This is a genomic window from Carnobacterium inhibens subsp. inhibens DSM 13024 (genome assembly GCF_000746825.1).
Classification (GTDB): Bacteria; Bacillota; Bacilli; order Lactobacillales; family Carnobacteriaceae; genus Carnobacterium_B; species Carnobacterium_B inhibens.
The window spans coordinates 1-23,538 of sequence record NZ_JQIV01000003.1 but is presented as its reverse complement, the minus strand read 5'-3'; the positions used below and the strand labels follow the sequence as shown (position 1 = coordinate 23,538).

The window sequence follows — 23,538 nt, the reverse complement described above, 5'->3', positions numbered from 1 at the left end:
TTGACTTGTTTTCGACAGCCTGTTATGATTTAAACAAGAACAAACGTTCGTACGAGTAGTGAAAGGAGTTTAATCTTATGGAAAATATCGACCCAGCTTTTTGCTCTACAAATTCTCAAATCATTAGTGAGCTTTATGCTGTCTTATTAGCAAAAGAAACCGTAACCAAATTATATATATCAGGTCTTATTGATAAATTCAGCGCTGATTTCACTCTGTGGTCCCTTGAAGAAGAAATATCTGAGTATATTGGGATACTATATGAAAAACAGGATATGGATTCCGTCAATAAATATGGCGAGGTACTCTATTCTAAAGCAAAAACCGAGTGTGAAGTTCGATGGAAATCCGCTTTATAAAGCGGATTTCTTTTTTTAGTATTTTAAAATTACTGACTACTCTGTATTAATGGACTTCATCAGACTAATTAAGTAAAGTTATAAAAAAACTTCAAATTTTTTAGTTAAAATATCTGTAGGTTGGTTATATATTATGGTTTAAATTATTCTACAAACAAAAATGCCATTAGCTTATATGATATGAGCTAATGGCATTTTTAAATAGTTTGATATTTTATTTTGCAATGGAATTTTTTTTACTACTTAAATAACTTAAAGTTGTGTAAGTATCGGGAATATTTTCATTTGCCATCTCACGACGGTAACGCGCCCTAAGCTGTCTCTTCGTCATAATAGGATACTCCTCTCTAGTTACTTTGTCTGGATGTGTATTCTTTAAGTTTTCTAACAGTAACCAATTAGCTAGCCGTTGAATTTGATTACCTTTAGGAACTTCTCCAAATTTTATAATATACGTATCCATCAACCAATTAATAACGAAAATTCTCTCTTTAATAGTCAAAATTTCTCCTGATTTTTTTTCCATCTTCAAAATTTTAGTAATTTCATTATCTAATTGGTCTGGAGAAGTAATAACATAACTTATATTAATGGCTCTTTTATTTTCAATTAGTAAGTTCATATTGTATCTTCCTTTCTTATATTCTTCATTTGTATTTTATAAGACTCAGAAATTTTAGTTGTACTAGAATGAATTAACTGTTGTACAGCTTGCTTAGAACAATTCATTTCTTCACTCGCTTCTCTTTGATTAAGTCCTTTATAAAAAACCAAATAAAGGGCTTCATATTGTTTTGTTGTTATTATTACTTTAGAAAAAATTTCATTGAAATCTGACATAAGTATTACGGCATCCATATCTCCCTTATCTAACGCAGCCGTATGAAAGTAATGGTAATTGGCAAGAAAACTAGCCACTCCCTTCGCCGTCATAAAAGGTGTATCAAAAATAGTATTATCCTCGTTACTTCTTTTATTTAATTCTAGCATTAGTATCACTTCCCGCGTATATAGCTACTTCTCCAAAATCTTTGGTTTTAATTTTGTATACATCCGGAGATAATGTGCCTAAAATTTCATATTCTAAACCTCCAAATTTAGCCGGAGATAAAATACCAATCTCTTTTCCTCTAATGTAAGGTCCTTTGATATTATAAACTCTCCAAGTTTGAACAGATTGAGGTAAACTCAATTTATTATCTATCTTAGTTTGACTTTTGCTTTTTTCATTATCTTTAAATTCTTTATTTATTATCAATTTGTCTCCAGGATAAATAAGATCAGCTTTTAGGTTATTAATTGATTTTATTTCTGTTACAGGAATTTTATATTGATTAGAGATAGACCATAGTGTTTCGCCTTTAGTCACAGTATGCAAAGTTTCATTAGGAGTATTTATACCTTCCTCTATATCTTTTTTAAACTGGTTAATTGAAATCCCCCAACTATTTAAGTAACTATCGGGGTCTAAATGAGTTGTACCACCTAAATTATGAGTAACCCAGCTATGGGTTTTTACTCCTTTGTCTGTTACTTTAAAACCCTTATTAAGAATTTTGGGTATATTAGATTCATCTGCTAATTGCCTTATAAGCCAAATATAAGCTTTATAATCTTTTTTAAAAATCTCTAAGTCTTTCGTTCTTGCTAATTCTACTTGGGCATACGCATAGAAATTAGCTGGTTTACCAGCTCCCCATTGTTCTAGTCCAGTTGGCGCAATTTGAATGATTCTACCTCCACTTCCTACCCAATGGCTTGTAAAAGCTGCTGTATGATTAGTTGACATATGGTTCACTTCGTTTTCTAAAGAATCAAGACTAGTATTATTTTCATTTCCAGATTCATGCACGATTATTAGATTTGTATCTTTTAATTCTCTTTTAAACAATCCAGTAATGTACTGCCTTTCAATTATGAACATTTAAACTCTCCTTTCAAAAAAACAAGTAAACTTGTTTACGAAAAAACTAAAAAAATATAAAAATTACTATCTGTTTATTTTTATAAATACATCATAACAAAAACTTGTAAACTTGTAAACAAAAAAAGAAACTAGACCTCTAACAGGGCTGGTTTCTCTATCTACTAGTACATATATCTTTTTAATTACTTTTTTTCCAAACTTTTAATAATGCAATATAAGCTTCTTTTTCCTCATTGCTTAATATTTTTTCTTGATCATTTATAAGCTTTTCTAATAAATGTGCACTATCTATATTTAAAACTGAAGCTAAGGCTTTATATCTGGTACTTACATTTTCTTCTACACGTATCGCAAAAGGTCTTTTTACCATAATTATTTTTCTCCTTTATATTAATCTAATGAGCATTATTTCTTTATTCTATTATACTACGAAAAAGATAATTTGTAAACAAGTAAACAAAAGCTATTTCTTTGTTGTAACTTTAGTAATATCAAACATTCCCATAGCAGATAATCCCAACGCTGTTCCTAAAAAAAGACGCATCTTTAAAGTTTCATCTAAATAAAATATTCCAGCTAATATTCCTAATATTATTGTTACTACCGGTATAAACTTACTTGGTATATATTTTTTTATAAATTGAGATAATCCAGTAATCATTGCTACTATTATTGTAAATTCCATTTTGCAGCCCCTCTACTTGATAAATATTTCAATTGTTTGCTAATTATCTTTATCTTCTATTCTATTGTTATTCTTCTTTTATAGTTTTCCTCATCTATTTTAAATCAATTAGTATTACTCAGTACCCTTCATACTTATATAATTAAACTAAACAATATACTGACAAGAAAAAGTAAATTTCTAAAAAAATTAATAAAGAAGTTAAGTAGGTAAACAACTGGAATTTACCTCCTTAAATTCCATTGACCACGTCCTTATCTATGGTAATTAATATACTTCTAAATAAATAGTTCTAATTTGGATAACGATTGAGCTTTTTTCTCAGTTCTTCATCGAGAAAAATTACAGACATGCTGAAAGCTACCAAATAAGATTATTAGTTAGGTACATTTTAAAAATGAAGATAATCGTGTGATGACTCATTTTTCCTGATTATTTTTAAATTAAACTATTTTATTTCAATAATTTTTATTTTTAATAGTTGTCAAAACAACCCATAGCTTAATTAATATGTATAACCGGTAAATACCGGAATAACTATAGAAAGGAGGAAAATAAATATGCCTTGTAACGAATTTTATTACGGTGCACAAAAACTTTGTATTACAAGTTCTGGAAATAATGTGATTGGAGATTTTACTTTACGTGAGTTGCACTTCCACTTACCAGAAACACTAAACTGGACAATGTACTTACAAAAGAGAGATTATTCTGGTGCTACTCGTGGCGGTTGGATGGACCGTGGATCGAGAACAGGATATACTTCCGTGACCAGTCCATCATCAAGAACGTTTACAGATGTTGGTTCTGGAGAATACCATATCCAAGTACGAGCAACTAATGGAGAAGTTTATACTTCGGATGTAATCAGTCGTTAATATCATAAAAAAATACGCAATCCTTTCGAGGATTGCGTATTTTTTTGTTTTCTCATAATATTATCAATTAAAAAATCTGGTAATGTCAAGCGCAAAAGTTATTGATATGAAAACATAAGATTTCTTATGTTTTTAAAATTAAAAGAAGTAGTAGCAGAGAAGATTTATCAACTAAAGAATTAGATTTCAATCGAAAATTCACATCTTTTACATAATATATGAGTGCAAATTAATTTATCAATTTTAATAGAATTATATAGAACACTTGCAAATTACCAAAACTCTTCGTATAGTTATACCATAAGTATTTACTATAGAAATGGAAAGGGGTTAGGGTTATGACTAAAAAGATAATGATTTCACTAGGAGTTGTACTTTTAATTGTTGGGGGTTTATTTGGGTTTACTAGAACATCTGAAAAAAACAATGCACAAGCCAACGAAAAACCGGAAGACCTTAGAATTGTTACAGCGTTGTCGGAAGCTTCTGTAAGCCCATATTCATCAGTTCCAGATAGCGCAGGGTTTCTTTATGAGGAAGATTACATTGAAGCTTTCTACGGATTAGCCACTACATTGAATACAACACAAGAAAATACCAATAAAGTAGAAATACAAAAAACCGTTTCAATCATTGATTCAATGATTGAAGTTTTAAATCATGTTGATTTCGAAAATGAAACATTTTACCTTCAATCATTATATGCTTGGAAGGATGGCAACCTAACTAATTTAGAAAATGTTTTCAATAGTATACAAAGCATATAGATAATAATATTTAGCTGAACATAAAAAAAAGACGGAGTTAATTTTCCGTCTTTTTTTGCTTTTATCACATAAGAAATAATCAAACTAAATTCTACCCGTAAGGTAAACGATGATATTTTTAATCTATAGGAAAAACCGTAGGAGGTTGTCAGTTAGTATACTCGTTACACGCTGATTCATAAACCAAGTCATCTAGGAGACAAGGCGAAAACGACTGTATTCTTTTTTATAATTTCAACTATTAGTATTTATTTAATAACATCTAACCGACAAATTAAAGTAGGTAACTGACATTATTGATCTCTGAGGACACATAAAAGTATTTCACATCTCTTTCAATAACCTTATATAGTTCCTTTATTTATTATTTTTTATTAAGATTGGTATTCAAGTTATAGTGATTCATTTAAACTAATCACGTTAAAGCATCTATATGATGTGCAACAAAATCAAACGACACGCTATATATTGTGTTATAATATTTATATAACTTAATAGTAAGGATGGTTACTTGAATAAAGAAATCGAGAAAAATCTAGCTATATTTGAAGATAAAATACCTTTGCTTTTTAATAAGAAAACATCTATAAGATCATCTCAAGTACAAATGAGTCTTGATATTACCGAATTCTTATATAATTCTTCTAAAAACATATTGTTTTTAGAAGCTCCCGTAGGCACTGGGAAATCTCTAGGAACTTTAGTCCCTTCAATATTATACTCAACAAATCAACAAAATTCCATAACCTATGCTACTTCCACAATAAACCTTCAAAATCAAATATTTGATTCAGATTCAGTTACTCTTGAAAAGTTAGAACTAATAAAACCTAATGAAAAAATACTCGCTCTAGGAAAATCAAATTATATTTGTAGAGCAGCTTATCTAAATTATAGGGATAAATTTTTAGAATCTGAAATAGAACAGTTAAATAATTACTTTGATAATTGTTTATACGGATATGTTTCAGAATTAGAAAAAATGTACCCAGGGTTTAATAGATATAAAATAAAAAAATATTTATTAATGAGTAACTTAAGTGGAAAGTGCTTTGGAAGTTGTCCTAGTCATGAACACAGATATAAGTATAAAGACAATAGAAACAAATTAACTATTACAAATCATGATCAGCAAATACAAACGTATCTCAATCTTAAATATGGATATAAAGAAATTATACCTAGCAATCCTGGTATAATAGTTTTTGATGAAGCTCATAGTTTAAAAGAAAATTTTTTAGGACGACTTGAACAATCTCTTACGTATAGCAAACTTAAAAAAATAAAATTAAAAAGAGACTCTACTAAATATAATGCGCTTGTAAATAAGTTAAAAAATGAAAAGATAAAATATGTCAATTCAAATTTTGAAAGTAGTATGAGATACCAAGTATCTGATGATATTTTGGAAATCGTAAAATCTATTAAAAGTATTATTGAATCAAATATAGCTCAAATGATTATGTCTAAACGATTTTCTAATTCTTCAAATACTCATGATGAATTAGAAATCATTTTAAATCATTTAATAGCTTTTATTGATAACGAAAAAAATACTTCCTGGTTACAGTTTGATGGTAATATTGAACTACATTATGTATCAAATCATTTCAATAAGGAATTTAAAAAATTCATAACAAACGTATCACAATTTAATAAAATTATATTTATGTCTGGTACCTTGACCTCTGGAGAGCATACGAATGAGTTCAAAATTAATTGGGGTTTAAACGAGAATCAATATATATATAAAAAGTACTCTAGTGCTTTTAATTTAAAAAAGCAGACACTCGTATATGTACCAAAAATTTTTCCACATCCCAGCAAAGACGCTAAAAACCATTTAGCGGAACTAGAAGACTGTCTACCTGAACTACTTAATTTATCATCTGGTGGGGCTCTTATTTTATGCACATCTAATGAACATGTAGCGACTATATCTAATAATCTCAAAAAAAATCCAATAAACAACAATATGGTCTACACCCAGGGAGAAAGTAGTGTCTCACTCATTAGCGATAAATTTAAGAAAGACGAAAGTAGTATTCTAGTGGGATCTGGTAGTTTTTTTTCTGGATTTTCTGTTGAAGGGCGCTCATTAGATAAAGTAATACTAACTAAACTTCCCTACCCTGTTCCTACAGATCCCTATATAAACCTTATATCTTCAGGATGTGATGAGAAGGATGTTTTTAATACTTTCATAAGGCCAATGATGTTTAAAAAATTGGAGCAGGGCCTAGGTAGACTAATTAGAAGCAGGAACGACTATGGAATACTTACAATATTTGATTCACGAATATGGGGAAACTCCGATACTCTTCATTTTTTTGAAGAACGTAATTATAAGTTAACACCATATTTAGATGATATATTTGATTTTATGAGAGAGTCCACTTCTAATGGTGTTCAAATAGAGCATATGGAATATAAACGTTCTGATTTAAATATTCCTTCATTTTCACTATCAAGAGCTACAAATAATTTTTCAGAAGAAAGTAAAACAAATTTTGAAAAAAACAAATTAAATACGCTTAGTAATTCAAACAAGGATAATTCAGATTTGATTGGATGGTTAAGAAACTTCGTACAAGAAAACAAAATAAAGAATAATAATCCCAATCCTCGTATTTCATATTCAAGAATCAAATATCCAAAAGATATTTACCAAATTGCTATTAATTTCTGCTATCGAAAAGAATTACCTTTAGACTTAGTTAGAAACTCTTTTCCTTATTCATCAGATAGACAAAGAAATAATTTCAACAGAATTATACCCACTATAGCTGCATCTGTAAAAATAAAAAAGAGTAAAATCATAGAATAGATACAACAATTCATTATATGACAATTTTATTGAAAAAATATACGTCAGTACCATACTCAACAGTCAATGTCTAACATGTCAAAAGTACTACCAGTAGAAGTTCAGCGTTTAAAGAAAGAATTTTAAACGCTGAATATATCGTTTTTTTTATAGACGAAAATTTCATTCCTTTAAAAAAGGAACAATTTAGTCACACAAAAAATTGAATCCCCTATTTAATTATTAAATAAAGCAACGTTATTACCAATAAAATTATTATCGCATTATACTTACTTTAATAAGAAATATATGGTTATTACTCAGATTGTATACTGCTTATTTACATATCAGTTAATCTTATCGCATCTATATAGTTATTAATTATCTTAAGTTAAACGGAGGTTTTAAGTATTATTAATTATTACTACTTAGTTGAAAAAATTGCTAAACAAACTTTTCAAAGTAACAAATTAACATTAAATAAGTTTACTTATTTTATAAAAAATAATAAATTAGTTTCTATTACTTTTATCCTTATGGAACTGTCAGTAATAATAGTGTTTGTATTAATAATCCTTGACAAGAAATTAGGCAATTTTAGCTGGGGGGTTCCTCTTTTAGTAATAATTTGTTTATCATTTCTATATTATAAAACTAATAAATTAGAAAGAAATTTGATTACCCCTCATAATGAACTTATTCTTTTTAAACAATTATTAGAAAAACAAGGATTTAAACACAAAGAAGATATAGAAATGCTACAAAATCAAATTGAAAAAAATTTAATTGAAGAAAAAAATGCTATTCTTACTTCTTTTAATTTTATATCAAAAGTTTTTTTCTTTTTATTTTGGGTTCCTGCAGGCTTCCTTTTAAACCTATTTTTCTCTCAACAAAATGAAATTCTATATGAGAAAGATTTATTCCTCTTTATTGTATCATTATTGATTATTATGATTACTGTAATAGCACTACTTATCATGGTTATGCCTATAATCAGAACATCAACTTATTCAAATAAAAAGCAAATTTTTCTTTATCTAGAGGATGTTAAATACTACTATGCCGGTTGTACATTAGAGACTAATGAAAACAGTCCGTCTCTATAAGTTTGACTCTCAATATTCTTTAACTGCTAAGGTGCCTTTAATAAATTGTTAGGCAAGAGACACACTGAGTTCTAAACGAAAATATCTCTGCGTGTCTTTATATTATTATCCAATTTAATATGAAATAGGAGTAAGCAAAAAATCTATACAACAACCATTATTGATTGTTGTATAGATTTTTATGTTGAAGCTTTATTTGTCATACTCCTAGCTCACATCAGGTGTATTATATTACCAGTTGTCCACCTTGCATAGCTGTTTTACTAGATCCTGTTCTATACCACATACTTCTTAATACACTGGATTCTCATCTTTACACAATTTTAGTTTTTCATAAAATTATAGTCATTAACCTTAAGTTATGACTCTGTTTTCGCTGTAAATATCAAAGATTAAGGAAATTAGGAGTCGATTACGACTTTAAAGTTCTATTATTTAAACTAAGTTAGAATACCTTGCTTAACGGATTAAAACTATGATTTCTCTTATCTATTGATAGGAAGAACATAATTAATTTAAGTCCTGAAATTCATATAGATTAGTTAAAACTTTTTGGTAGTAGTTTTTATGAGAAATTGCCTCGATAATATCTTTGTCTTCTAAACCGATTATTTTCATAACATGATATTCTGATACTATATTAAGAATTTTTGCTACTTTAATTAGATCAACTGAAGAGAAAATCTTTAGTTGATCATTTGAGCTTCCATGAGTAATAAAGTTTCTAGTATTTGAGCACATTATTGCAAAATCTTTTTTTCCCTTACTATTATTAAAATTGTATCCTTCTAAATTCAACTTATTAAGTAAATCATCTGGCATATCTCTCAACAGTTCAAGTGTTTTTTTTCTAAGAGTAGTGTCATCTAAGTTATTTAAATTGGATAGAATTTTTTCCTTTAATTCACCTCTGATTTGCTTCAATGCACTTTTTATTAACTCTTTTGCTTCAATTAATTCGTCATTTACTTCTTTTTTTCCACTAAAAAATTCTCTATGTAATACTTCTAAATTAAGAGAAGCATCTAAAAAGGAATTTTCAACATAGTTACCACCTGTAAAAGTTACGGAAAAATTTTGAATAATTACTTTTATTTTTTCAAAATTTAATAAGAATATATTTAGATATTTTCCTAATGCATCAGCAATAATATCATATGAATATGGAGGATATGGTTGATAAGAACTGCTTCTTTCTTTCTGTTGTAGTGTATAAAACCTCCCACTACTTCTAATTTTATTTCCTGATATATCCTCTATTTCAGAAGGAAAATCTAAAAATTGAATATTAATTTTTTTACCCAAAAATAAGTTGAATAATAGGCTAATTCTATAAATTAATTCATGGAGTTCTTTAATCGTTTTATCCTGATTTAGTGTAATTTTATAGTAGGGGGTATATGATAAATTAATCTCTTGCACACAAATACCTTTTAATTTTTCTATTGGCGCTACCTTTTCTTCTAATAGTCCACCAATTGATTCTAATTTATATTTTTTTAAAGCAGGTTCTTCATAGTAGTAACTTTTATTAAGGTCATCAGAATTCCATGGATTTACCCAAGACCAATCTTTTAAATTATTATATGTAAAACTAATTTCTCTATGAAAAAAACTATCTACATCTGTTATAGGTTTCGAGTCAATAATCATACTATCTGCAACTATCTTTGTATACTGCACACTACCCCCTTTCGTGTGTGAAACACGGACATTGGTTAAGGTTACAATTTCCGTTCTATTTACCAAACCATAAAAAGTTCCCCATACCTCTCCAACATTAAAATCAGTATCTATAAATTCTACATAAAGTTGGTTGTTAGAATAGCTATAAGTCAAATTTCCTGGTAAAGAATCTTTAAAATCGGCGTTATCGGACCAAACTCCTCCAATAATAAATTCATCTGTTAACAATCTATCTGTTAATTTCAAATTAAATCTCCTTTCGATTTAACTAATGGTAAAGTGTAGATAATTTTATCATAATCAAGACCTAAAGTTTTATCAACACAACGACTAATCTATCTTTCTTATGTAAAAATCGAAGATTGTTCTTTATATGTTTAATAGACAATTACAATCTACATTCAAAAAGCTAATAAATACGGTCTCTTCTCGTGACTATTATGGGTACACCCTAAATCTACATTAAAATAAAAAAGAAACAGTTAAATTTAAGGTCTGACTTTTAAATGAAGAGGTTAATAATTTAGTTAGTGATTACTATTCACCCGTATATCCATATTTCATAGTGTTCATCCTTTTTTATTGACTATGAGTTATGACACCACGTACTCTTTGATTTTACTGCAGCTGAAACCCATATTTATTACTCTTAAGTATTGACTATGGTTGAGAGTTATAATAAAGCCAAAGATGGTAAAAAACAGAATATGGAACAAGTATGAAATATAGAACGTGCTTTTACCCCATACCTAAATTTCAAAAAATAGAGATGTAGGTAGGGAGCAAACCACTTAAATACCAACAGATGATTATAGGTGAGGTATAACTTCGTTGAAATAAGATGATACTCCCGTAAAATTTACTTTTACTAGGTAAATAAAATTATATATTTTTAATATCAACTATTTTCCGGATCACGAAGTTATTATCATTCTTTGCACTTTCAAAGATAGTTTGACCTAGTTTTTTATCTAAACTATTAATTAAATCTATTTTATGAACAATCTGACTTTTAACGATTGCGTTGTCTGACTCCATAATGCTCTGAAGATTTTGACCGATTATTTTTCTATATTTCTTCTTTTCTATCAGTTTAAGTTGTAAATGAGTGTTGTTCCATCTAACATTAAGATTATCTGAGTTGGTCCATAAAAGTGTACATTGCATTAATAAACTTTCTAAACTTGTTCTAATTTTGTAATTTTGATAATTATAAAGGAAGGTTTGAAGCATCTTACAAGCCTCCACTTGATTTCCTGGGTTAGTGAATACTAATAGGATTTTAGCAATCTCAGCAAACTGGTTCTTTCCTAAGCATTCCAACAACAACAAATGGCTTAATATCAGCATTGTACTGTCAACATAACTCATCATTGATTCGCTTGCAATCTCATAATCTTGAAATTGAATGAGTCGAGTAACCACTTCTTTTTCTCTTTCTATAAGAGATATGTCATACCTCAATAAGAAAATCATGAGGTGATAAGCACTCAGTTTGTCTTCTACAAATTGATTACTAGAAAGAATCGTAGCTGATGTTGCTATAAACAATTCACCAAGCATGTTTTCTTCTGGTTTTTCATCCAACATAGTCAGTATATTCTTCGCTTCATGATACGGATTTGTTCCGTATCCAGCATAGATACCATTTTTCCCTTGAGTGAGATTTCTATTGTGTATGTCTTCAGTTTTCAATTTAATAAGAATATTTCCAGATTCTATATATTTATTTTTTTCAAGCCTATATTCATTAGAATAGAATTCAGGCCACTTATTTTGAATAAATGTTTCCATTTCTTTTTGACTTTCATTATCTATATTTTTCAATAGCAAAAAAATAGTTTGGACACTTTTAAGTTCATTGAAATCAATACTTTCTTGTGAATACTTAATAAGGGTATCAACTGTTCTGTTGGAATTGTCAACACTAACTAATTTATAATCAGTGTAATTCCCGGATAATAACTTCAGAACATCAAGGTAATAACGTCTCTTAGGTGATTCTAGAAGATTTAAACCAAATTCCAATATATAGTTATCATCAACACGATTACTTATATTTTTTAAACACTGAAAAATATAAGCTTGTAAAGATACCATACTATTTTCATCTTTAACCCATGAATCAATTTCCAATTTGAGAATATTCCAATATTGTTCAAAATCATCGTCGTTTAAGTAGTAACCAATTTCAGACATCGCAATAAGATTTGCACTAAATTTATTATGACTTGGTTTAGCGTTGTTTGAGAATTGATAAACTTTTCTGGCATCTTCCGGGTTCATTTTTTCAAGCAGTTTATCAAAATGGTGTGTTATCTGAGTTGTTTTTTTACGATCCAGTGTAACTATTGTGGTACTTAAAAGTGTCATTACCCATGGCCAGTAATCTGTAAATTTGCTCAATTGGTACGTTAGCCTCTGAATTAAAGTATATATTCTATTTAAGTGGGTAAGAGAACCAAACATCATGGCTTGATAATATATATCAGCTATATAATCACTTAAAAATGAGATGTCACCGTAAGAACTCCAGCTAGAATAGCTTCTCATCTCATTTTTTTGCCTTTCTTTTTCAATCCATTCAAGTAAGTTTTTCTCATTTCGATCAATTAATGGGTAATATAGCTTTTCGCGGCGACTATTCATTCCCTTTTGACCTGTTGTCTCTCGAAAGTATTCATTTTTTGTTTCCGCTATATTAATTTCTCTATTTCTCAAATCTATTAGAATGTCTTGAACAACCCATTCCGCAACCGTTCCGTTGTAAGACTCAGCAAGCGCTAATGCTTCTTGTAAAAGTGTTAGCGATTCATCATACTCTTCCAAATAATACTTCTGATTTGAGATCCATCTTTTCTCGACTACTTCATAATAAGGTTGTGGCAGAATTTTACCTAAAGATTCCAGAAAAAGACTCATATTAAATTCTTCAATAGTTGCTTGTCCAAACATAGTCAACAAGTATTTTGAACAATAAAAATCAAAGTCTTTCTTGTCAAATTGTTTAATTTCATTACCAAAAATGAAATTTCCAAAGAAATTTCGACATGACTCATTAATCAATTTTTCTTTACTAAAAATAAAATTATTACTTGATTCAACTGCTCCAGAGTTCGTATTCAAAATCTCTGATTTTCCGTCAAAAGATTTACTTGTTTCAGATATATCATCCTGTCCACTCTTGGATTTAACCATACGTTTATATGTTAGTAATACATCGTCTACTAAATGTATTGCACACTTCTCAATAAATTCACTAAAAGAGTTAATATTTGCATGCTTGGGTTGCGTTGCTCTAAGTAATTCAATCTGTGTTTGCGTTTTTTCTTTTTCGTCACCTTGACAAAAATAATAGAGCGAAGGAATCTGGTACTTATTTACAATATCAATTTCATTTTGTACACCTGGAGGCACGCCATCTTTATTATCAATCAGAAATATACATACATCACTATCTTCTAGGCCTCCAGTGTAATGGTCCAGTGCGGAATTTACCGATGGTCCTTCAGATTCAAAAGAATACACCTCAAACAGACCTGTTGATTCTAATGTCTCTTTTACAGCAATACGAGCTAGCATATATTTTTGATCAGTAAGTGTTTCCCCAGTCTTCGAGCTGATGAAAACTTTTAATTTATTCCTAGGATTTCTCATTCTATTCTTTTTCTCCTTCAGTTAGTTTATTTAGTCGAGTATAAAATGGATTCCTCCACGAGGAAATATTCCGCATTTTAAGCATATCTTTTTTTTAGTTAACAATAGTAATATTTCATTCTATCATTGATTTAAGTGAATCAATGATAGAATGTTTTTCTACTTAGAAATTCAAATAACTATAATTACAGATATTTCTGAATAGTATATTCTTAACTATGTAACTTTAAAATAACTATTAAGAGGTGTACAAGATGAACCAAGATGAAAACAGCAAAATTGTAGCAGTAGGTAGCCTAGATTTTTCCCATTATATAAAATTTAATATTTATCGACAGAGAAATCTTTTTTCTGTTGTGAGCATAACTAGTTTACCACTTTTCGCAATTATTTATAGTGGCTTACATATTATAGATTTTTCAAACTTATCAATGATTGATTATTTACTAATCTTATTCAGCTCTTTAATCTATACACTATTGATACTTTTGGGGATATTCATTAGAAATTATAAAGCATATAAAAATGATCCGTTAATAAAAAAAGAAGTAACATACATTATAACTAATAATGGTGTTAGCCAAGTAAATCGAACTGTAACAGCTAATTATACTTGGAATGATTTTATAAAAATAAAAGAAAGTAAAGAGATGTTTTTCTTGTTTCTTTCTCCAACAAGAGCTATTGTGATACCTAAAAATTTCTTTAAAAATAACATTGATATTAATTCATTCAAAACCTTAATTAATAATAATGATTAAAGTGATTATACTTTTTCACTGTTTTAAATAATAGCTATGGAATAAATATCTTTTTTCAAATATATACAGTTTGATTTTTTTGCCATAAATAATATTGGCATCATTTATGTATAATATTATTTCTTTCTCTCTTCTTCAGTTTTTATTATTCTTTCTTGTGTAATTAATTTTCAGATCTAAAAGCTAAAATTCATCTATTATGTTGGCTAACCAGTGATCGTAAAGTTAAAAAGAAGTCAAAAAAAAGTGCCCCTAACTGCTGAAGCAGTTAGGGGCACTTTAAGAAAAAATTTTTTTCTGTAATGAAACAATATAGAAAGGAATAAAAAGATGTTTTTTTTAAAAATCATCTTTTTTTATTTTGTTAAGAACTCATATCTAAGTATCTTTTTTTGAGCTATTAAATTATTTTCTCCAGCGTTTTTGTAAATAGTTAATACAAGCATATATATCTTTTTTAGTAAACTTTTCATCCTTATTTTCTTCTTCATTGTCTTCTTTTTTATCACTTAGATCAATTATTTTGTATTTATAAAAATCAATCATATTCCAACCTCCAATATTCCGTCTAGTTTATTTTTTGTTTCATCACTTAGGTGATGAGTAATCATGACAACAGTGACACTTGGATTGGATAATAAAATGGTTTCAATTTCTTGGGAGCTTTGTTTGTCTAATCCAGATGTGACTTCATCTAAAAAGATTATATTTTTACTAAAGTTTAATGCTCTCGCTAAAGCTATTCTCTGACGTTGACCTCCCGAAAAATTATTTCCGTGTCCTATAATTTTATCGGATAGTTTGGCAAAATCATGAATTCCTAGTTTAGTTAAAATAGGCAAGAGATGTTCATTCGTAGTTTTTGTATTTAAAGATATATTATTTTTAATAGTCTCATTAAAAAGATATGGTCGTTGTTCAACATATTCCATTAAATTTGTGATACTAGATTCAGATAGCTCTGTGTAATTTTTTTGATCAATATAAACAGTTCCCGTGTCTGGGTTTAATCTTTTTAATAATATTTTCAAAAGTGTAGATTTTCCTGAACCACTATCTCCGATTATCGCATACTTTTTTCCTTTTTCAAAAATGTAACTTACGTTCCTTAATACGGGTTTATTTCCGTAACTAAAGGAAACATTTTCTAGTCTGATAGTATCTGTAAAATGGTCTATTTTTTGTGTTTGGTTTCCTTTCTTTAAACGAGATGTAGTTAAATTTTGTTTTAATATTGGCTTAACAGATTTTATGGAAAATAAATTAGTCGATACTTGAGAGAGATTAGTAAAAATAAGACCAGATAAATTTCCAGAGGTAGTAATTACTCCGATTGTAATAACCCCTAAATAGGCTAGAGTAGCTGTAAAAAACATCATGAAAATTTGTGAAAGTACACTAACAAAAGAAATCAAGGTATTCAAAGCACCAATCGTTTTGATATAATTAACTTTTTGAGTACCCAAAATCTCTGATTCATCATTCACTTTTTGAGTCATAATAGTTAAGCAATTGTGATAGGAAAAAACTGAAAAGCCACCTAAAATATCATCAATTTTCTCTAAAAACGTACTATTTGTACTTTTTATACGCAAGGTTTGTTTTTCCATTATCGTACTAAATCCCTTTGGCAAAACTACCAAAAACAAACTAAAAATAAGGGCGACAATGGCTAAACTATAATGATAGTAGATTAAAGATCCTATAGCGAAAATGATTGTTGTCATATTTCCTGTTAAATTATAGAGACTTCTAAATCCATTGTCTTGAATAATTTGCACGTCATTATTCATCCAAGAGACATAATGGCTTTTATCATTTTTTTCATAGTCAGTGATAGACATTCGACTGATATTTTTTGCAAAATCTGTTCTAATATCATTGCTCATTAACTTTATAGTATGTTCTTCTAATACAGAACTGATATAACCTAATAACAATGTTGCTATCCAGATAAGTAAGCTAATAAAGCTCCATTTAACGATTCCTTGAATATTTCGATTTACTAAATTGTTTAATATAGGAGATAAAGACATCGAACCTAATACTTGTCCTAAAGAAGTACTAATTGTGATTATAAAAATTAATATGTTTAATTGTTTATGTTTACTAATATAATTGTACATTTTTATCAGCTACTTTCTTTTCTAATATATTGTAAAGTTGCTTATAAAAATAAAGGATTCCTTCAATGCCTGTATTAAAGTTACCATCATCACTTTTCAAATGGTAATCAGGGTATAACCAACCATTAGTAGATACATTTTTAAATTCTCTTATAATAGTATATTTAGAAACTGCTTTTTTTAAATAAATATCCTCATTATAGAAAGAGTATGCTAATAAAAATGTGTCAGCAATTCCTGATAATCCATATTTATATGAAGGATTTCTAACAAAAGTCATATCGATACTTTCTATAAGTTCTTTACAAAACAAAGCAATTTTTTCATCATAATAATAATCTAAGTATTTTATAGTAACTTGTATTAAACCTGCTGTGCAATTTACATAGGGCGAAAGATTATTTTGGTCATTTAAAAATAGTTTTTTTTCAGATTCTAGTACTTTGATATACATTTTTTCTAAAAGTAAGTGAAATGATTTTCTATATTTTTTTTCACTGTTAAATGTAGTTAGGTGTGCTTGTATATAATTTAAATCTGACTCAGATAATTTAGGTAAGTCACCTTTCAAATTATTTTCAATATTTCGAAAAATTTTATTAATATTTTCTGGTTTATATTTTTTTACACTTGTAGTAATGTTACTTGAACAATTCATGTAGTTATTAATAAAATTAATCTCATCCCTCAAACTTTTAATTATATGAGCACCTTCTTCTATTTGGAGTTCTTTCCAAGAAAGCAATTCTGAAACAAAACTATATAGTTCTATAAAATTATATAGATAACAAAATTTAAGGAATAAATGCTTTGTTTGTTGGCCCGTAGGATCGATTACTAACAAGTCGTTAGCGCTGCAAGTCAAATCGATAATCAAGTACCCTAGCCTTTTTTTATCTATTGTAATGCCAGTTTGTTCTTTTAAAAGAGTAGAATCTGTAAAGTATGTTGTACTTACAACATACTTTAAATTCCCAGTACTTAAAAAAGAAGAGTCTGTATCTATGAAAAATATATTTGAATTATCGTCTATTAAGAAATTATTCAGAGATATATCATTATGATAAAAGCCTAAATCATGCATTTCTACAAACTTAATGAATAATTTATCTACAAGACTATATAATTTTTTTTCCTGTTATGTATCTCTTTTTTATTTTCTATAGGGATTACTGCCAATGTCAGCTCTTCTTTTAAATTAGATAAACTTTTTCCTTGTATATATGACCTAATTAAATAAAAGTTATCTTCTTCAACAATTGTCTCAATTAATTGAGGCACATAATTTTTTCCTTTCAGAAATAATAAATTTTTAGTTTCATTTTCCGCTAAATCAACACTTTGGAAAGTAGTTGATTCACCTGTTTTATATCTAAACTCTTTGATTATAACTTTTTCTAAACTATTTTTATTAACAGCTTCATATACACCTCCATAATTTGAAAATTGAATACTTTTTTCTATTTCATAATTGTCTAATAAGTAACTACTTATTACTTCATTACTTTGATACTTCTCTAGAGGATCTTCAATAAAATTAGGTTTTAGATATCCTACTTTGTTTGCATCTGCAGTAATTTCATTATTTGGTGAAATTATTACTCTTTCTTTTCTAGAAATAGTGCCATATCTATAATAAATAACTTTACAATCCTTATATCTAATATCTGTTAATATTCTAGGACCTTTTTCTTTTTTCAGTTTGCTATATAAATCCCTTACTATTTTTATAAATTCTATTTCCGTGCTGGGATAAATAGTAATTAATTTCCCTGAGCTAATTCTATTAGCATTTTTGCCTAAAAACATTTGTAGATGCTTTTTTTGTGTGTATTTAAAAGGAATTTCATAACTATAACAATAAGTTGCGATTTTTTTTAAAATGTTATGGTAGTTATCATAATACGCTGAAATATGAATTTTCCATCCTTGTTCAGGTAATTTTTCAGATTTAGAAGTAATATAGTAGTTAAAAATGCTTTCCATATAAAACCCTTCTTTCTAATGATAATTTAATCATATATAATAGTAAAAAAGAAATAAGTTTCATATAAGAAACGGAGGAATATTTATGGAAAACATTGGAACTATTATTTTTAGTTTAAGAGAAGATAAAGATCTATCTTTAGAAAATTTGGCTAGTGGTATTTTATCTAAAAGTCAACTCTCAAAAGTAGAGCGTGGCCTTTCTGATATTTCTGCTACAAAATTTTTAAAACTTTTAGATAAGTTACATATAACATTCAGTGAATTTAATTTATTATATAAAGATATATCTACTTCCCCAGAAAATATTTATCTCCTCAAGATGACTCAGGCTTTAATTTCTGGAAATCTAAATCAAGCTAATTTAATAGAATCAGATGTTTGGAAATTTCATACAGAAAATTCTTCGATATATGCAAAATTGAATTACATCATGATCAAAGCCATGAGATTACAGATAGAAGATAAAAAATTAGATACAGATAGCTTGGCCTTTCTGATAGATTACCTTTTTAAGGTTTCTAATTGGACTAGATATGAATTAATTCTGTATGGTAATACAATGACTTCTATTCCCTTAGAATCTATAAATTTATTGACAAAAGAAATTTCTTATAAAACAACATTATATAAAAAATAAATTTAAGTATTATTATTAATTTATTATTTAACACAGTGATTTTAAATTTAGAGGCAAAAAATTATACTCAAGTAGATTACTTTATAAGAACGTTATCTTCCAATGAATTTTTAGATATCCAATTAGGTGAGAGATTCTTAAAAGAATACGCGAAAGCATTGTACGACTATGTAAGAGATCCAGTAAAAATTAACGAAGAAAAAAACTTAAACCTTCTAAATATTTTAAAAATTTTGGATTCAGATAATCTTTTTATTGCATATAGTAAAATTTTTGAAGATTTCAAAAATGAAACAAATTAAATAATCTCTTTTTTTTAATATATACTTTTTTTGTATTCAATTAAAAATGAGAGGAGATAAAATAATATGAGTAACTTACAAAAATTACAAGAGTTAAAAGCCGAACCATATGGAAAAGTAATTGTCACAGCTTATTGCCCAATTATAATTAGCTAAAATTTCATTTTTATAGTTAGTGTTAGATTACTTAATATAATGAATATAGATTGGCTATCTTTGTGTCCAATAAATTAATAGTATAATTTATATACTTTAATTACCGTGAAGTTATGTTAGTAGCAATATCAAATGTTAGTGAAATAATATGACATTTGAGTTTATTTCGTGGATAATTATCCTGTTTTAAAGTTGAAATGGTCTTAGAATCGATTATTTTTGATTCCAGAAATGTAGAAAAATGTATCTCCAATATTTTTATGGAGATACGTTTTTTTATGATCTATTTACTATCTGAAAAATTAACTTTTAATTTATTATTATATATTTCTGTTCCTTTAATTATTTATTTTGTTGCTGAAACCGCACTGGTAACACTTCTTGCTCGCATCATATATATTCTAGTAGCCACTTTTCCACCTTGCATAGTGGCTTTACCAGACCCTGTTCCATACCACATGCTTCTTAAAACACTTGGCCCACGAATAATCAGTACGCCAAAACCAATTAGCAACATAAAACTGTACCATTCGAAGGTTGTACTAGATAATACTTCTACAATCCCTACCATTAAGCCCATTTGGACAATAATACTCACAATTTGGCTTAGAAATTCGCGCCACCATACAGACATATAATTGTATTCCTCATTAATAATAGATATCGCTGCCCATACACTCAATAACTCCAACAAGACAAGATCCGCATGATAGATACAGATTTTGATTAAGAAGGTCGCAAATACAATAAGTACGAATAATAGTAAGATAAGAGTACTAATAACATTAGGAGCGACTTGCGAGACGTCTTCTATGTTAATAAAAGAATTGATTTTTTCTGCAGTCATACCACCAATTGAACTAAACATCCATTCTCCTAATGGATAGACAATCATATCGAGCGAAAAAATTAAAATTAACGGTAGAATTAGTACCATTGCACTAGCCTTAAAGGAATCGACAATCAATCCCCATACAGAAGCGTCTCGACTGCCTTCCGCTTCAGATAATAAAAAAATCAATACTTTAGCTAAAGCGATGGTAACTAGCATAACACCACCAAATGCTATGAATATTCCATACAATTGAGAGAAAAAACCACTCAGTGCATTGTGATCAAAAATAAGCTTTCCTAAAAGGTTAAAGGTTGTTTCTAGCAAATCTGTAATCCAGTCTGAAAACATTTTGGAAATCCTTTCTCCCATATTTACCACTCACCTTCTTCAACAGAATTCAGTTTCCACTCTCCATCTTCTATATTCATTTCAATCTCTACCAAACTTGGTGTAATTGTAGAAATACTTTCAATTGAAGCACTGTGATTTACTGTCTCCAATTCAGGATTTACGTTACTTTCCTCAATGCTAAATTCTTGCCAAAAAACACCATTATCATAACTTTCTTCACTTTCTCTTAAAAAAACAAATTTTTACTAAATACAGAATCTGTATTAAATTCATATTCTTCAATCTCTTCAGTAATTTTTTCTTGGTAGCTTTCTGTTAAATAAGGAAAAACATCCTCTTCTAAACGAGCTTGTAAATCATCATTATCTAAGTCCGAAAAACGTTCTCGCTCTTCGTGTAGCGTCAAAAAAATTTCTAGCTGGTTTGTGCTCTTTTCTATTGCTTCTTCTTCGTTAAATCCGCATCCGGATAAAAAGAATGAAACACTCAATAACATTAACCCTTTCGTTCCTTTAATCATTTTGTCACTACCTTCCTTAGTTCATTGACTTAAAAAATCCGGCCGCTTCAGTTATTATTTCTTGTTCTTTTTGCTCTTTTGCTTTTTCACGTTCTTCAGACTGTTCCTTTTCTCGTTCGGTTCGATTCTCAGCGTCTGTTTTCATGTAGGCTTGATAGTTTTCTTTATCTTGTTCGAATTTTTCTAGTTGTTCAGCTGTAGAATGTGTGTGTAGTCACTTTGATTCAATAAGAATTTGGGTTGCGGAAACAACTCGAATTGAAAAGCTTTTTTCGCTTGAATGGGGCGTTTGTTCTGAAAGACAATTAAACTCGTATCATCTGCCATTTGCATAATTTCACCAGCCGTCATTAAATCTCTTCCCGTGTAGCTTTGATTTTCGCTGGAACTGCTAGAATTGTTCTCTTTACCATGTTGTGTGCTCTCAGACTCGGTTTCAACCTTTACGGTAGCTTTATCCAATAAGCGTTTAAAGTACTCTGCAGTAGTCGAATTCGCAGCGTTTAAGCACGTTTTCACGGCACAGTTTCCTAAAATACTTTCCGCTTTTTTATCGCCATATTTATCCTGCAATTGCGTCAAAGTTTGAATAATAGTGGCCACTCCAATTCCATACCCTCGACAAGTAGCTAAAAATTCTTCATATCCTGGAAACTTACCTAAGTTTACAAATTCATCTAAAATAAAGTTCACTGATTTCGGCAATTTTGAGTGGTTCTCAGACGCAAAATCATAGAGTTCGTTAAATAACTGGCTAAAAAAGATATTGATTAGCCCTTCCCATGATTGATCCATCACCGGAATAATCACGTAAAGCACCATCTTTTTGCGTCCAATGTCTCGTAAATTAAAATCGCTAAATCGTGTGAATTCGGCGACTTCATCATCCACAAAGTCGGATATTGTTGTTAGAAGGGACATAATGATACTTCCTTGCATGTCTCCTTTGGCTTTTTTATAGCCTAATTCATACGCTCGTCTAGCTGGGTGCTTGCGTTCAAGTTTTAAAAACTCTTCATCTAAGCCACTTTCGCCATCCTCATCTGATTCAGGGTCGAACTCTTGTAAAAAGTCTAAGATGCCCTCCATATTTCGTCTTTCAGGAGGCAATTCATACTTTACGAACAAAATAAGAGCCTTTAACAGTGCTCGTTGTGAGTAATACCAAACGTCTCTTTTACTGTCTTTGTTAGCACTGTCCACAATTTTAGTCGCCACTGTGGTGGCATGAATATCTTTTTAACGTAATCAATAGGGTTGTGTCGGTCAGAGGCCAACATATTTGAAAAATTCAAGACCCGGACGTCGTATCCTTGCTGCTGTTTAACGGCAGCTGTTTGCTCATAAACTTCTCCTTTTGGATCCGTCACAACGATGCTATTTTCCGTTTCATTATAGACATTTGTAATCACAAAACTTTGGGTTTTAAAAGACCCTGGTCCTCCCATCCATTATATTTCGATTGGGTTTCGATTCAGTGGGTTGAATAATGACCTTATTATTTAAAATACCTAAAATGGTTCCTGTCATTTGTTTCCCTCCCCTTCAGTTGGTTGATCAAGCGAAGCGGTAAAGTTTTTCAGTATCTCTTGTTTAGATTGTGCCAGGTAATTTTTACCGTCAAAAATTTCTTTTTCGCGTGCCCAGCGTGCTGAACCATGGTATTGGTTTCGTTCATCGGCTTCCCATCCCTCTTTCTTTTCTTTAGACGCTAATTTGATTTGAACAAAGGCACAATAAAGGAAGAGACCAATGGTTCCCATTAGAAATAATGGATTGTTTGTTTCGATTAACGTTTGGATTGTTTGAAAAGGATGAAGAAGTGTCTCTTTTACTGTTTCGAGTAAGATAGTGGTCGTTAAAGACAATTTAAACTCGGATAAGGTCAGTATCAATTGAGTCAACACTACCAAGCAACACACCGAAAGGATAAAACTAACGAGAAACCAAACAAGTTTCTTTTTTACTTTGTTAAAAAAATTGTTCA

At 29.1% G+C, this 23,538-nt stretch carries 23 protein-coding genes and 1 pseudogene; 8 read left to right on the top strand and 16 right to left on the bottom strand.

The window, feature by feature from the left end; genetic code table 11:
• Window positions 1-77: 77 nt before the first annotated feature.
• Complete coding sequence (locus tag BR65_RS00455; RefSeq protein WP_034536133.1) at window positions 78-359, top strand: hypothetical protein; 282 nt, start codon at window positions 78-80, stop codon at window positions 357-359.
• Window positions 360-573: 214 nt separating this feature from the next.
• On the opposite strand, the gene BR65_RS00450 is transcribed toward BR65_RS00455, so the two are convergent.
• The 5 genes from BR65_RS00450 to BR65_RS00430 all read right to left on the bottom strand — a co-directional run bounded on the left by BR65_RS00450 (window position 574) and on the right by BR65_RS00430 (window position 2,971).
• Window positions 574-981: a hypothetical protein gene (locus tag BR65_RS00450; protein ID WP_051932566.1), complete on the bottom strand. Its 408-nt coding sequence runs from the start codon at window positions 979-981 to the stop codon at window positions 574-576.
• Window positions 978-1,349: a DUF134 domain-containing protein gene (locus BR65_RS00445; RefSeq protein ID WP_034536131.1), complete on the bottom strand. Its 372-nt coding sequence runs from the start codon at window positions 1,347-1,349 to the stop codon at window positions 978-980. The genes BR65_RS00450 and BR65_RS00445 overlap by 4 nt, the downstream gene beginning before the upstream one ends.
• Window positions 1,333-2,283 (bottom strand): LysM peptidoglycan-binding domain-containing protein, encoded by a 951-nt coding sequence (locus BR65_RS00440; RefSeq protein WP_051923447.1) that lies wholly within the window; start codon window positions 2,281-2,283, stop codon window positions 1,333-1,335. Before BR65_RS00440 ends, BR65_RS00445 begins: the two co-directional genes overlap by 17 nt.
• A 181-nt stretch (window positions 2,284-2,464) precedes the next feature.
• Entirely contained in the window at window positions 2,465-2,656 is a 192-nt protein-coding gene (locus BR65_RS00435; RefSeq protein ID WP_034536128.1) for a hypothetical protein, read from the bottom strand.
• A 93-nt stretch (window positions 2,657-2,749) separates the two neighbouring features.
• The gene (locus tag BR65_RS00430) at window positions 2,750-2,971 is read right to left on the bottom strand and encodes a hypothetical protein (RefSeq protein ID WP_034536127.1); all 222 of its coding nucleotides are present in this window, start codon (window positions 2,969-2,971) and stop codon (window positions 2,750-2,752) included.
• A gap of 560 nt (window positions 2,972-3,531) precedes the next feature.
• On the opposite strand from BR65_RS00430, the gene BR65_RS00425 reads away from it, so the two are divergent.
• The 4 genes from BR65_RS00425 to BR65_RS00410 all read left to right on the top strand — a co-directional run bounded on the left by BR65_RS00425 (window position 3,532) and on the right by BR65_RS00410 (window position 8,531).
• Complete coding sequence (locus tag BR65_RS00425) at window positions 3,532-3,849, top strand: hypothetical protein (RefSeq protein WP_034536125.1); 318 nt, start codon at window positions 3,532-3,534, stop codon at window positions 3,847-3,849.
• A gap of 338 nt (window positions 3,850-4,187) precedes the next feature.
• Complete coding sequence (locus tag BR65_RS00420; RefSeq protein WP_034536123.1) at window positions 4,188-4,616, top strand: hypothetical protein; 429 nt, start codon at window positions 4,188-4,190, stop codon at window positions 4,614-4,616.
• Between the two features lie 511 nt (window positions 4,617-5,127).
• Entirely contained in the window at window positions 5,128-7,443 is a 2,316-nt protein-coding gene (locus BR65_RS00415; RefSeq protein ID WP_034536121.1) for an ATP-dependent DNA helicase, read from the top strand.
• 536 nt (window positions 7,444-7,979) lie between these two features.
• Window positions 7,980-8,531: a hypothetical protein gene (locus BR65_RS00410; RefSeq protein ID WP_034536120.1), complete on the top strand. Its 552-nt coding sequence runs from the start codon at window positions 7,980-7,982 to the stop codon at window positions 8,529-8,531.
• A 510-nt stretch (window positions 8,532-9,041) separates the two neighbouring features.
• Here BR65_RS00410 and BR65_RS14040 read toward each other — a convergent pair.
• Window positions 9,042-10,463 carry an ApeA N-terminal domain 1-containing protein gene (locus BR65_RS14040; protein ID WP_244877136.1) on the bottom strand — a complete coding sequence of 474 codons (1,422 nt, stop codon included), beginning with the start codon at window positions 10,461-10,463 and terminating at the stop codon, window positions 9,042-9,044.
• A 636-nt stretch (window positions 10,464-11,099) separates the two neighbouring features.
• On the bottom strand, window positions 11,100-13,874 hold the full coding sequence (locus BR65_RS00395) for a hypothetical protein (RefSeq protein WP_034536118.1): 2,775 nt from the start codon (window positions 13,872-13,874) through the stop codon (window positions 11,100-11,102).
• A gap of 254 nt (window positions 13,875-14,128) precedes the next feature.
• Here BR65_RS00395 and BR65_RS00390 point away from each other — a divergent pair, with 254 nt between their 5' ends.
• A complete protein-coding gene (locus tag BR65_RS00390) occupies window positions 14,129-14,635 on the top strand; it encodes a YcxB family protein (RefSeq protein ID WP_034536117.1) in 507 nt (168 codons plus the stop codon).
• Between the two features lie 405 nt (window positions 14,636-15,040).
• Here the strand turns inward: BR65_RS00390 and BR65_RS13735 are convergent, their stop codons facing one another.
• From BR65_RS13735 to BR65_RS00375, 4 genes are read right to left on the bottom strand one after another with little or no spacing between them, the layout of a single operon-like run.
• Entirely contained in the window at window positions 15,041-15,181 is a 141-nt protein-coding gene (locus BR65_RS13735) for a hypothetical protein (protein ID WP_023176412.1), read from the bottom strand.
• Entirely contained in the window at window positions 15,178-16,761 is a 1,584-nt protein-coding gene (locus BR65_RS00385) for an ATP-binding cassette domain-containing protein (RefSeq protein WP_023176411.1), read from the bottom strand. The genes BR65_RS13735 and BR65_RS00385 overlap by 4 nt, the downstream gene beginning before the upstream one ends.
• A complete protein-coding gene (locus tag BR65_RS00380) occupies window positions 16,745-17,845 on the bottom strand; it encodes a protein kinase family protein (RefSeq protein ID WP_034536115.1) in 1,101 nt (366 codons plus the stop codon). Before BR65_RS00380 ends, BR65_RS00385 begins: the two co-directional genes overlap by 17 nt.
• 26 nt (window positions 17,846-17,871) lie before the next feature.
• Window positions 17,872-18,747: a class III lanthionine synthetase LanKC N-terminal domain-containing protein gene (locus BR65_RS00375; RefSeq protein ID WP_034536114.1), complete on the bottom strand. Its 876-nt coding sequence runs from the start codon at window positions 18,745-18,747 to the stop codon at window positions 17,872-17,874.
• A gap of 85 nt (window positions 18,748-18,832) precedes the next feature.
• Here BR65_RS00375 and BR65_RS00370 point away from each other — a divergent pair, with 85 nt between their 5' ends.
• Complete coding sequence (locus BR65_RS00370; protein WP_034536113.1) at window positions 18,833-19,387, top strand: helix-turn-helix domain-containing protein; 555 nt, start codon at window positions 18,833-18,835, stop codon at window positions 19,385-19,387.
• Window positions 19,384-19,689: an Rgg family transcriptional regulator gene (locus BR65_RS14205; RefSeq protein ID WP_425304614.1), complete on the top strand. Its 306-nt coding sequence runs from the start codon at window positions 19,384-19,386 to the stop codon at window positions 19,687-19,689. The genes BR65_RS00370 and BR65_RS14205 overlap by 4 nt, the downstream gene beginning before the upstream one ends.
• Window positions 19,690-20,191: 502 nt before the next feature.
• On the opposite strand, the gene BR65_RS00360 is transcribed toward BR65_RS14205, so the two are convergent.
• The 5 genes and pseudogenes from BR65_RS00360 to BR65_RS00345 all read right to left on the bottom strand — a co-directional run.
• Complete coding sequence (locus BR65_RS00360) at window positions 20,192-21,049, bottom strand: conjugal transfer protein TrbL family protein (RefSeq protein WP_034536111.1); 858 nt, start codon at window positions 21,047-21,049, stop codon at window positions 20,192-20,194.
• A 2-nt stretch (window positions 21,050-21,051) separates the two neighbouring features.
• Window positions 21,052-21,180, bottom strand: a complete 129-nt coding sequence (locus BR65_RS14130) for a hypothetical protein (protein WP_280512907.1) — start codon at window positions 21,178-21,180, stop codon at window positions 21,052-21,054.
• Between the two features lie 77 nt (window positions 21,181-21,257).
• Complete coding sequence (locus BR65_RS00355) at window positions 21,258-21,551, bottom strand: hypothetical protein (RefSeq protein WP_034536110.1); 294 nt, start codon at window positions 21,549-21,551, stop codon at window positions 21,258-21,260.
• Window positions 21,552-21,567: 16 nt separating this feature from the next.
• Window positions 21,568-23,081: pseudogene (locus BR65_RS13545) on the bottom strand (VirD4-like conjugal transfer protein, CD1115 family).
• Window positions 23,078-23,538: hypothetical protein (locus BR65_RS00345; protein ID WP_034536109.1), on the bottom strand; the 461-nt coding region annotated here is incomplete at its 5' end. The gene BR65_RS00345 and the pseudogene BR65_RS13545, both read right to left, overlap by 4 nt.